This is a genomic window from Streptomyces sp. ADI95-17 (assembly GCF_003846175.1).
In the GTDB taxonomy this organism is placed as follows: domain Bacteria; phylum Actinomycetota; class Actinomycetes; order Streptomycetales; family Streptomycetaceae; genus Streptomyces; species Streptomyces sanglieri.
The window spans coordinates 1,637,088-1,647,401 of sequence record NZ_ML123044.1; the positions used below are offsets into that span (position 1 = coordinate 1,637,088).

Annotated in this window: 9 protein-coding genes and 1 pseudogene; 5 read left to right on the forward strand and 5 right to left on the reverse strand. The window is 69.9% G+C overall.

Annotation, left to right across the window (positions count from 1 at the left end; genetic code table 11):
* The first annotated feature begins 99 nt into the window (after positions 1 to 99).
* Positions 100 to 966: a class II fructose-bisphosphate aldolase gene (locus tag EES42_RS07415; protein ID WP_124717215.1), complete on the forward strand. Its 867-nt coding sequence runs from the start codon at positions 100 to 102 to the stop codon at positions 964 to 966.
* Positions 967 to 1,038: 72 nt separating this feature from the next.
* Positions 1,039 to 1,452, forward strand: a complete 414-nt coding sequence (locus tag EES42_RS07420; protein WP_124717216.1) for a hypothetical protein — start codon at positions 1,039 to 1,041, stop codon at positions 1,450 to 1,452.
* Positions 1,453 to 1,511: 59 nt separating this feature from the next.
* Here EES42_RS07420 and EES42_RS07425 read toward each other — a convergent pair whose 3' ends face one another.
* The gene (locus EES42_RS07425) at positions 1,512 to 2,483 is read right to left on the reverse strand and encodes a carbohydrate-binding protein (protein ID WP_124717217.1); all 972 of its coding nucleotides are present in this window, start codon (positions 2,481 to 2,483) and stop codon (positions 1,512 to 1,514) included.
* A gap of 152 nt (positions 2,484 to 2,635) precedes the next feature.
* The gene (cdgB, locus tag EES42_RS07430; protein ID WP_124717218.1) at positions 2,636 to 4,279 is read right to left on the reverse strand and encodes a diguanylate cyclase CdgB; all 1,644 of its coding nucleotides are present in this window, start codon (positions 4,277 to 4,279) and stop codon (positions 2,636 to 2,638) included.
* 367 nt (positions 4,280 to 4,646) lie between these two features.
* Between cdgB and EES42_RS07435 the strand changes: the two genes are divergently transcribed.
* Positions 4,647 to 5,153, forward strand: coding sequence for a flavin reductase family protein (locus tag EES42_RS07435; protein WP_124717219.1), 507 nt, complete (start codon positions 4,647 to 4,649; stop codon positions 5,151 to 5,153).
* 45 nt (positions 5,154 to 5,198) lie between these two features.
* On the opposite strand, the gene arfB is transcribed toward EES42_RS07435, so the two are convergent.
* The gene (gene arfB, locus EES42_RS07440) at positions 5,199 to 5,633 is read right to left on the reverse strand and encodes an alternative ribosome rescue aminoacyl-tRNA hydrolase ArfB (RefSeq protein WP_124717220.1); all 435 of its coding nucleotides are present in this window, start codon (positions 5,631 to 5,633) and stop codon (positions 5,199 to 5,201) included.
* Between the two features lie 183 nt (positions 5,634 to 5,816).
* Between arfB and EES42_RS07445 the strand changes: the two genes are divergently transcribed.
* Both EES42_RS07445 and EES42_RS07450 read left to right on the forward strand, forming a co-directional pair.
* On the forward strand, positions 5,817 to 6,392 hold the full coding sequence (locus tag EES42_RS07445; RefSeq protein ID WP_072487943.1) for a TerD family protein: 576 nt from the start codon (positions 5,817 to 5,819) through the stop codon (positions 6,390 to 6,392).
* A 267-nt stretch (positions 6,393 to 6,659) separates the two neighbouring features.
* Complete coding sequence (locus EES42_RS07450) at positions 6,660 to 8,240, forward strand: M4 family metallopeptidase (protein WP_124717221.1); 1,581 nt, start codon at positions 6,660 to 6,662, stop codon at positions 8,238 to 8,240.
* A 29-nt stretch (positions 8,241 to 8,269) separates the two neighbouring features.
* On the opposite strand, the gene EES42_RS07455 is transcribed toward EES42_RS07450, so the two are convergent.
* Both EES42_RS07455 and EES42_RS07460 read right to left on the reverse strand, forming a co-directional pair.
* Positions 8,270 to 9,694: a M1 family metallopeptidase gene (locus tag EES42_RS07455; RefSeq protein WP_241196266.1), complete on the reverse strand. Its 1,425-nt coding sequence runs from the start codon at positions 9,692 to 9,694 to the stop codon at positions 8,270 to 8,272.
* 276 nt (positions 9,695 to 9,970) lie between these two features.
* A pseudogene (locus EES42_RS07460) lies at positions 9,971 to 10,314 on the reverse strand (hypothetical protein); the annotation flags it as partial.

Below are 10,314 nucleotides of genomic sequence, written 5' to 3' on the forward strand. Positions count from 1 at the left end.
GGTGACCTCCGACCGGAGGTCACCCGACAGCCTCTGAGAGGCCGCGCCCGTCCCGAACCCGCGCGATCGCTGGTTCGAAAGAAGTAGCAAGAGGTCAGCATGCCGCTCGTCAGCACCGGTGAACTCGTCTCCGCCGCCCAGGCCGAGGGACGCGGGATCGCCGCCTTCAATGTCATCACGCTGGAGCACGCGGAGGCCATCGCGGCCGGCGCGGAGCGCGCCGGAGCGCCCGCCATCCTGCAGATCTCCGAGAACGCCGTGAAGTTCCACGGCGGCCGGCTCTCCGCCGTCGCCGCCGCGGCCGCAGCCGTGGCCCGCACCTCCGGCGCCCCGCTCGCCCTCCACCTCGACCACGTCGAGTCCGTGGAGCTGCTGCACCAGGCGCACACCGAGGGCTTCGGCTCCGTCATGTTCGACGCCTCCAAGCTGCCCTACGAGGAGAACGTGCGGGCCACGGCCGCCGCGGTGGCCTGGGGCCACGAGCACGGCATCTGGATCGAGGCCGAGCTCGGCAAGGTCGGCGGCAAGGAGGGCGAGGCCCCGCTCGACGCCCACGCCCCCGGCGTCCGTACCGACCCGGCCGAGGCCGCCGCGTACGTCCGCGACACCGGCGTCGACGCGCTGGCCGTCGCGGTCGGCTCCTCGCACGCCATGACCGAGCGCACCGCCGCCCTGGACCACGAGCTGATCGGCCGGCTCCGCGACGCCGTCCCGGTCCCGCTGGTGCTGCACGGCTCCAGCGGCGTCCCGGACGAGGAGATCCGCCGGGCCGTCGCCTCCTCCGGCATGGTCAAGATCAACGTCGGCACGGCGCTGAACACCGCGTTCACCGGCGCGGTACGGGCGTACCTGGCCGAGAACACCACGGGCGTGGACCCGAGGAAGTACATCGCTCCGGGGCGCGAGGCGATGGCCGCGACGGTGGCGGGGTTCCTGGCGATCTTGATAGATTCAGCCGACACGTGACTCAAATGCATGTTCGATTTTGATCAATCGCGAAATAGGTTCAATCCACCGGCACTTCGGAGAAGGAGCACAGTGAGAAGAACCACTCTGGGAGGGGCGATTCTGTCCGCCGCCCTGCTGACCGCCACCGCTGCAAACCCCGCGCAGGCCGCAAGCTCGGTCGACCCGGTGATCCGAGGTTGCAGCACAGCCGGTTCGTCCGGCGCGATCACGATCGAAAACTGGACCGGCCCCGGCGCCACGGTGAAACTGTCCATCAACCTGTACGACACTGCCGCCGACGGTCACCACTCACGGATCCGACTCGTGTCCAAGGACACATTCGGCAACAGGCACAACTGGCCGTGGCGGATGAACTATGACGGCCAAGGCAACGGCAAGACCTGGAAGACCACCGCTTCACACACCAACGGCCTCTTTGATCTCGGTGTGGATGTGGCCACGTTCGAGGGCGACACGATGCAGAACGCCTGCTCGGACTGGTAACCGCCGAACAGACTGTTTGCTCGTTGGTGGCGCTTCCCGCGCCACCAACGAGCAGTTGATCACCTTTTGAGATGCCCCGGCTTGAGCGACAGCTGATCGAGATACGTTTCGCACGAATCTCCTTGCTCGCAGGAGAGCTTGATGGTGTTCGAGCCCTCCCTGAGATTGATCCAGCCAAACGTGGTCGTCCAGCCCTTTTCCCAGTCGCCTTCCGCCGCTTCCGCGTAGTTCTCCATGTTGATGGAACGGGGCTTCTCGTCGTTGACCGACAGCGACGTCTTGGCGTCCTTGCCGGGCACGGAGTACGTCACATAAACCGTGTACGCGCCGCCCTTCGGCACCTCGACCGCCCAGGTGGCAGACCGGCCGACTTCGTTGAGGTCGACGTACGAGCCGCCCGCGCCCTTCGCTCCCTTGACGCTGTTGCCCAGGACCGCCGTGCCACCGAGCTTCAGCGTCGCCGCGTCCTGCTCGGGCAGATCGGCCGGGTCCTCGGAGCTCGGCGACTGCTCGGGCTTCGGGGACTCCTCGACCTGGTTGCCGGGGCCCGCCGAGGAGGTGGCCTCGTCATTCTTCTTGTCCTTGTCCTTGTCACCGGTGATCAGCGCGGCGCCGATCCCGATGAGCACGACCAGGACCACCGCGACCGCGGCGATCAGCAGGCCCTTGGTGTTCGGCCCGCCGCTGCCGGAGGAACCGCCGGACCGGCCGCGGCCGCCCTGCTGCGGGACCTGCCCGGGGGCACCGGGGTACGTCTCGGGGGCGGCGTACTGCGCGTTCGGCTGGCTGTACGCCTGCTGCTGGCCGTACGGCTGCTGCTGCGGCACCTGCTGGCCGTACTGGCGCTCGCCGACGGTGCGCACCTGGTTGTACGAGGTCCTGGGCACACCCGGCTGCGGTGCCGCCGGCCCCGGGTAGCCGTAGCCGCCCTGCCTCGGCGGCTGGGCGCCCGCCGCCTGTCCGTCCTCGTACAGGTAGCCGAACGGATCGTCGTCCTCGGGCTTGTTTGCGCCGTTGTTGCCGGCCGTCATCCCTGGGTCACTCCTCACCATGTCGCCAGCCGTCGCCTGATATTGCCAGCCGTGGCCGACCGGCCGAGCCTACCCCGAACGGACGACACCGAGAATTGCCGACGGCGGTACCGGAAGGGCGGCGGAGCACCGGGGCCGCGCCGCCGTGAACGTCAGCCGGCCCTGCGGTGAACCTTCGACCGCGACCGCTTCTCCACGTACATCCGCTGGTCGGCGGAGCGCAGCACCTCTTCGGCCGTCATCCCGCAGGCGGCCCAGCCGATGCCGAAGCTCGCCCCCACCCGCACCGCCCGGCCGTCGACCCGGATGGGCGGAATGATGGCGTTACGCAGGCGTACGGCCAGGTCCGCGGCGTCCGCGTCGCCGAGCCCGTCGGCCAGGACGACGAATTCGTCACCCCCGAGCCGGGCCACGGTGTCACCGTCGCGGACACAGGTGGTGAGCCGCCGGGCGACCTCGATCAGCACGGCGTCACCGGTGTGGTGGCCGAAGCGGTCGTTGATCGACTTGAAGCCGTCGAGGTCGCAGAAGAGCACCGCGAGCCCCTTCGCCCCGTCGTCGTGCTCGGTGTCGGGCGCGACGGAGTGCACATGGTGGTCGTACGGGCCGCCGGGCGCCGGGTCCACCTCGTAGCCGTGGGTCCGCGCGTCCGGATCGTCGACGTCGCCGTAGGCCGCGTCCAGCGCCTCCACCGGGGTGGTCACCGCCGCGTTCGGACGCTCGCAGAGCCGGGCGCTGAGCCGGGAGCGCAGCTCGGCGCTGTTGGGCAGGCCGGTCAGCGCGTCGTGCGAGGCGCGGTGCGCCAGATGCAGCTCGTGGCGCTTGCGCTCTTCTATGTCCTCGACGTGGGTGAGCAGGAAGCGCGGGCCGTCGGCGGTGTCGGCGACGACGGAGTTGCGCAGCGAGACCCAGAGGTAGGTGCCGTCCCGCCGCCCGAGCCGCAGCTCGGCGCGACCGCCCTCGGCGGAGGTGCGCAGCAGTGTGCCGATGTCCTCGGGGTGGACCAGGTCGGCGAAGGAGTAGCGGCGCAGGACGGACGCGGGGCGGCCGAGCAGCCGGCACAGCGCGTCGTTGGTGCGCAGCAGCCGGCCGTGCTGGTCGCCGCCCATCTCGGCGATGGCCATGCCGCTGGGCGCGTACTCGAACGCCTGGCGGAAGGACTCCTCGCTGGCCCTCAGCGCCTGCTGCTCCCGCTCCAGCCGGACCAGTGCCCGCTGCATGTTTGCTCGCAGCCGGGCGTTGCTGATCGCAATGGCCGCCTGCGACGCGTACATCTGGAGCGCCTCACGGCCCCAGGCGCCGGGGCGGCGGCCGTTGCGCGGGCGGTCCACGGAAATCACGCCGAGCAGATCGGCGCCGCCGCCGGACGCGTACATCGGGGCGTAGAGCCGGTCCTGGGGGTGCCACTCGTCCTCGAAGCGGGGGTCCGGCCCGTCGGTGTGCCACTGCGGTACGTCGTCGTCGAGGAGGACCCAGCCGTCGGTGTGCGGTATGAAACGGAGCTCGTCCCAGGCCTGCCCCATCGACAGGCGGCGCTCCCAGGAGGTGCGCGAGCCGACCCGGCCGGTGATCAGGGCCTCGGCCGCACTGTTGCCCGCGAAGGCGGCGACGACGAGATCGCCGTCGGGGCGGACCAGGTTCACGCAGGCCAGCTCGTAGCCGAGACCGTTGACGATTCCGTCGGCGACGGTCTGCAGCGTGTCGGCCAGGCTCCGCGCCGTGTTGAGATCGGCGACGGCCTGGTGCAGCTGCCGCATCGTCGCAAGACGGACGTACGGCTCCGACTCGGCCTCCATTGCTCGCACTCCCCGAGACCTCGACAGCACTCCAGGTTTCATATCGACGTACTTACTGCAGTGTCACGGCCACTGAATCACAGTGCGCTGCGCAGCCGGTACACAGGGTCAACAAATATTGCGCTCTGTGACTCAAGTCACAACAGATGGTGAAGGGTTGGGGGTGGCCCGCGAATTCGCCCCGTCGTTTTCTTGAACGCAAATCCGTACGTCGCGGTGCCCGTCGCGGGCGGACCGCGGGTCCTAGGACCCGACTGGTCCCCTGGCCCGATGCGGAGGTGCGCGTGCCGCGATTAGCGTGCCCGGTGTGTTGCAGCAGACGAAGACCCCCGCCCCGCGTCCCCGGCCCATCCCCCATGCTGAGGGGGTGAGCAACGATGAGTTCCGAGGCGCCCTCGCCCGGCTGGCCGCCGGTGTCGTGCTGATCACCGCCCAGGAGCCGCCGCTCGACGAGAACGGGCGCGGCGAGGACGTCGGCATGACGGCGACCGCCTTCATGTCCGTGTCGCTGGACCCGCCCCTGGTGATGGTCAGCCTGCGCAACGACTCCCGGATGGACGATCTGCTGTCGGAGCAGCCGCTGTGGGCGGTGTCCGTGCTCGCCGAGAGCCAGCGGCATGTCGCCGGGCGGTTCGCGATGAAGGGCCGGATCAGCGACCGGCTGCTGTTCGAGGACATCCCCTACACCCGGGGCGAGGTCACCGCCGCGCCGCTGATCGGAGGGGCGCTCGCCACCCTGGAGTGCCGGACCGAGCAGCGGGTCGTGGCCGGTGACCACACGCTGGTGATCGGCCGGGTGCTGAGCGCGGCCCTGCCCAGCGGGGACGGTTCGCCGCTGACGTACTTCCGGGGGCGGTACCGGCAGCTGGGGTGAGGCGCACTGAGACCGGGAACGGGGGTCGGCGCAGGGGCCGGACCGTCACCAGTCGCGGCTGGAGCGGCCTCGCTTGGTCTCGCCGCGCTGCTTCTTCTCGCGCAGCCGCCGTTCGTTGATGCCCCGCGGGATCCTGGTCTTGCGCCGCGGCCGCGGGGGCGGCGCCGTCGCCTCGGCGAGCAGCGAGGCGAGCCGTACGAGAGCGGTCTCGCGGTTGCGCCACTGGGAGCGGTGCTCGGAGGCGCGCACCGAGAGCACCCCGCCCACGAGCCTGCCCTCCAGGCGCTGGAGCGCCCGCTCCTTCCACACCTCGGGGAGCGACTCGGTCGCCGCGAGGTCGAAGCGGAGCTCCACCTGGGAATCGCTGGTGTTGACGTGCTGCCCGCCGGGCCCCGAGGACCGCGAGAAACGCCACATGAGCTCGGCCTCCGGCAGGGAGACCGAACCGCGGATGACATAGGGCCCGGACATGGCACCCATGTTCCCCGCACCGGAGGGTGTTCGTCACCTTCTTTTGCGGTACCGGCCGTCGGGCCGTCCGGAGCATTCAGGTAAAGAAAGCAAAGGGAGCAGGAACCTCCTGGTCCTCTGCCCGCGTTATGACCTGTGACGGTAGCTTCGTGATGGCATGAAGCCCGCGATCGACGATGAAAGGGACTTCCCATGGCTGTAAGCCTGTCCAAGGGCGGCAACGTCTCCCTCACCAAGGAGGCCCCGGGCCTGACCGCCGTCACGGTGGGCCTCGGTTGGGACGTCCGCACCACCACCGGCACCGACTTCGACCTCGACGCCTCGGCGATCGCGGTCAACCCCGCCGGGAAGGTCGTCTCGGACGGCCACTTCGTCTTCTTCAACAACAAGTCGACGCCCGACCAGACCATCGTCCACACCGGTGACAACGTCACGGGCCAGGGCGAGGGCGACGACGAGCAGATCAACGTCAACCTGGCGGGCCTGCCGGCCGACGTCGACAAGATCGTCTTCCCGGTCTCGATCTACGACGCCGAGACCCGCAGCCAGAACTTCGGCCAGGTGCGCAACGCGTTCATCCGCATCATCAACCAGGCCGGCGGCACCGAGATCGCCCGCTACGACCTGAGCGAGGACGCCGCCACCGAGACCGCCATGGTCTTCGGTGAGCTGTACCGCAACGGCGCGGAGTGGAAGTTCCGCGCCGTCGGCCAGGGTTACGCCTCCGGTCTGCGCGGCATCGCGCAGGACTTCGGCGTCAACCTCTGACGCACGGGCACCACCCCAAAAGCCCCCGGCCGTTGCGGCCGGGGGCTTCTGCGTGCGCGCTGCGACCGGACCGTACACACCATCCGGTATGCGGCCTCATCGGACACGAACGCCCAACTCCCGCCGAATAGCGGACACATGTGTATTCCATTCGGACAAGAACTAGTCAAATAAATGTGAGGTAATTGTTAGTACTCCGTCAATGTCGCTCATTCAGTGGCACGCTCTCGGCTCGTAACCCCCCACGGAACGAGCAACGGAGAGCGCATGACCCCCCACATGAACACCCGTCGCGCCGCAGCCCTGGCCGCCGTGGCCGCGATGGTCGTCGTAGGCATGCAGACCGGTGCGGCGAACGCCGTGCCGGACAACGGAAACAACGGCCCCTCCGCCACTCGCAGCGTTGTCCCCTTCAGCGCGAACAAGGCCTCGGTGCGCACCGCCGCCATCAAGTCGGCACAGAGCGACGCCTCCGCCACCGCCGACTCCCTCGGCCTCGGCGGCAAGGAGAAGCTGATCGTCCGTGATGTGATCAAGGACGCCGACGGCACCGTCCACACCCGCTACGAGCGCACCTACGACGGTCTGCCCGTCCTCGGCGGCGACCTCGTCACCCACACCGCCCCCGGCGGAAAGCTCAAGGGCGTCACCAAGGCGACCAAGGCCCGGATATCGGTGCCGTCCACGACGCCGAAGATCAAGACCGCGGCCGCCGCCCGCAAGGTGATCTGGGCGGGCTCCGGCAAGCCCGTCCTCGCCCTGGAGACGGTGAAGACCGGTAAGCAGAAGGACGGCACGCCGAGCCGGCTGCACACCATCACCGACGCGATCACCGGCAAGAAGCTCCAGAGCTACGAGGCGGTCGAGACCGGTGTCGGCAACAGCCAGTACAGCGGCGAGGTCGAGCTGTCGACGACCGCGTCCGGTTCCGGCTTCGAGCTGACCGACGGCGACCGCGGCGGCCACAAGACGTACGACCTCAACCAGGGCGAGAGCGGCACCGGTGACCTCGTCACGGACGACGACGACACCTGGGGCGACGGCACCGGCAACGACCGCCAGACCGCCGCGGTCGACGCCGCCTACGGCGCCGCGCAGACCTGGGACTTCTACAAGTCGGCGTTCGGCCGCGACGGCATCGCCGGTGACGGCAAGGCCGCGTACTCGCGGGTCCACTACGGCGACGCGTACGTCAACGCGTTCTGGGACGACAGCTGCTTCTGCATGACGTACGGCGACGGCGCCGACAACAAGAGCGCGCTGACCGCCCTCGACGTCGCGGGCCACGAGATGAGCCACGGCCTGACCGCGTCCACCGCCAACCTCGACTACTACGGCGAGTCCGGCGGCCTGAACGAGGCGACCAGCGACATCCTCGGCACCTCGGTCGAGTTCGCCGCCGACAACAGCACCGACGTCGGCGACTACCTCATCGGCGAGGCGATCGACATCAACGGCGACGGCACCCCGCTGCGCTACATGGACAAGCCGAGCAAGGACGGCGCCTCGGCCGACTCCTGGGACAGCAGCGTCGGCGACCTCGACGTGCACTACTCCTCCGGCGTCGCCAACCACTTCTTCTACCTGCTGTCCGAGGGCAGCGGCGCGAAGACCATCAACGGTGTCGACTACGACTCCCCGACCTCCGACGGCTCGACCGTCACCGGCATCGGCCGGGACAAGGCCGTCCAGATCTGGTACAAGGCCCTCTCCGAGTACATGACGTCGTCCACCGACTACGCGGGCGCCCGTGAGGCGACCGAGAAGGCGGCGACCGACCTGTACGGCGCGGACAGCGCCGAGCTCACCTCCGTCCAGGCCGCCTGGAGCGGCGTCAACGTGAAGTAGCCCGAACAGCGCGGTACTCCGGGAGCCGGTCAGTCCTTCGGGGCGGGCCGGCTCCTGCCGTACAGCCAGGTGTCCCACAGCTCCGTCAGATCCTTGCCGGTCGCCTTCTCCGCATAGGCGGTGAAGTCGGCGGTCGTCGCGTTGCCGTGCCGGTGCGCCTTCGTCCAGCCCCTGACGAGGGCGAAGAACCGCCTGTCGTCGTCCACAGCCTGCCGGACCTTGTGGACGACCATCGCCCCGCGCCCGTAGACCGGCGGCTGCGAGATGTCCGCGGCGGTCGGCGGATCGGCGGGCGGGAAGGCCCAGTTGTCGTCGTCCTCGAAGGCGGCGTCGAACAGGTCCTGGATCGGGACGCCCTCCTTGTCGGCCTCCCACAGCCACTCCGCGTAGGTCGCGAAGCCCTCGTTGAGCCACATGTCGCGCCAGCTCTCGGGCGTGACCGAGTCCCCGAACCACTGGTGGGCCATCTCGTGGACGAGCAGCCCGGCGTCCGGCGGCCCGGCGAAGACGGGCCGGTTCTGGGTCTCCAGGGCGTACCCGGCGTCCCCGTGGCGCTCGACGATCGCGCCTGTGGCGGAGAAGGGGTACGGGCCGAACCGCTCCGCCTCCCACTTCACGACCTCGGGAACCCGGGCGAGGATCCGCGCGCTGTCCTTCGCCACCGTCGTGTCCGCGGCGGTGAACACCTCGATGCCGTCCGCGGTGGTCGAGGACTTCGTGTCGAAGCGGCCGATGGCGACGGTCGCGAGATAGCTCGCCATCGGTTCGGGGACGTGCCAGCGGAACGTGGTGGTGGTGCCCGAACCGCGCCGGGAGGCCGGCTCGCCGTTGGACACCGCCGTCAGCCCCGCGGGGACGGTGACCGCGATGTCGTACGACGCCTTGTCGCTGGGGTGGTTGTTGCCGGGGAACCAGGCCATCGAGCCGGTCGGTTCGCCGAGCGCGACCGAGCCGTCCGCGGTCCTCAGCCAGCCCTCCTTCGACCCGTCGGGATCGGTGATGGTCTTCGGGGAGCCCGAGTAGCGGACCACCGTACGGAAGGTGCGGCCCTTGCGCAGACGGTCGGCTACCCCGGCGTCCGGGCGCAGCGTCAGCTCGTGGCCCGCCCGGTTGACGGCGGCGGGACGGCCCTCGACGGTCGCGGAGCGCACGGTGAGGCCGTCCAGGTCGAGGTTGAAGGCGCTCAGGTCCTGGGTGGCGCGCGCGGTGATCGTGGCGGTGCCGCTCAGCCGTCGGGCGGCCGGGTCCACGTGGAGCACGAGGTCGTAGTGCGTGACGTCGTAGCCGCCGTTGCCGAGCTTCGGGAAGTACGGGTCCCGCAGACCGGCGGCACCGGGACTGCCCTCGACGCCGCCGGTGCAGCCGGTGGAGGTCGTCAGCACCAGCAGGACGAGAGCGGCGGCACGAGCCGTGCGGCGGACGGGTGTTCGCTCACTGGCCGGTCGCTGATCCACACCGGCGATCCTAGACATGGAATGTCCGATTCGATGGATGTCCCGTTCCAGGGGTGTCCGGTTCTGGGGGTGTCCGGTTCTGGGGGTGTCCGGTTCGAGGGGGTGCCCGGTTCTGGGGATGTCCGGTTCTGGGGATGTCCAGTCCGAGGGTCTCGATCAGAGGATCGCGATCCCCAGCGGACGGGCGCCCGCGACCACCTCGAACGGCCGCTTCCTGCCGGTGAGGTCGACGACGGTGATGCCGTTGCCGTACCCGTCGCGGATGAAGCCCTCGGTGACGTACGCCGTCCGGCCGTCGGGGGCCAGGGCGATGCCCATGCCGCCGCCCCGGTACTCGCCGGTCGTGACGGGGCCGGTCCGCGTCTCGTACGGGATCCGGGTGAGGCGGGTGCGGGTCGCCGTGTCGACGACCGCGACGCCCTCGGCGGTCGCCACCCAGGCGGTGCCCCTGTCGTCGACGACAGGGGCCGTAGGGGGCGGTGCCGACCTCGACGGAGCCGAGCGTGTGCCGGTCGTGGCCGGGGTCCGGGTCGACGAAGGTCACGGTGTCGGCGCCGAAGTCGGCGACGAGGAGCGTGCCGTGCGGGGTGGCCGCGGCGGAGGGCTTCGACGGGGCGGGG

What these genes read in the sequence shown, in the direction of transcription:
- EES42_RS07415 (WP_124717215.1), top strand. Translation starts at nt 100, where the DNA reads ATGCCGCTCGTCAGCACCGGTGAACTCGTCTCCGCCGCCCAGGCCGAG.
- EES42_RS07425 (WP_124717217.1), bottom strand. Translation starts at nt 2,483, where the DNA reads ATGACGGCCGGCAACAACGGCGCAAACAAGCCCGAGGACGACGATCCG.
- cdgB (WP_124717218.1), bottom strand. Translation starts at nt 4,279, where the DNA reads ATGGAGGCCGAGTCGGAGCCGTACGTCCGTCTTGCGACGATGCGGCAG.
- arfB (WP_124717220.1), bottom strand. Translation starts at nt 5,633, where the DNA reads ATGGGTGCCATGTCCGGGCCCTATGTCATCCGCGGTTCGGTCTCCCTG.
- EES42_RS07445 (WP_072487943.1), top strand. Translation starts at nt 5,817, where the DNA reads ATGGCTGTAAGCCTGTCCAAGGGCGGCAACGTCTCCCTCACCAAGGAG.
- EES42_RS07450 (WP_124717221.1), top strand. Translation starts at nt 6,660, where the DNA reads ATGACCCCCCACATGAACACCCGTCGCGCCGCAGCCCTGGCCGCCGTG.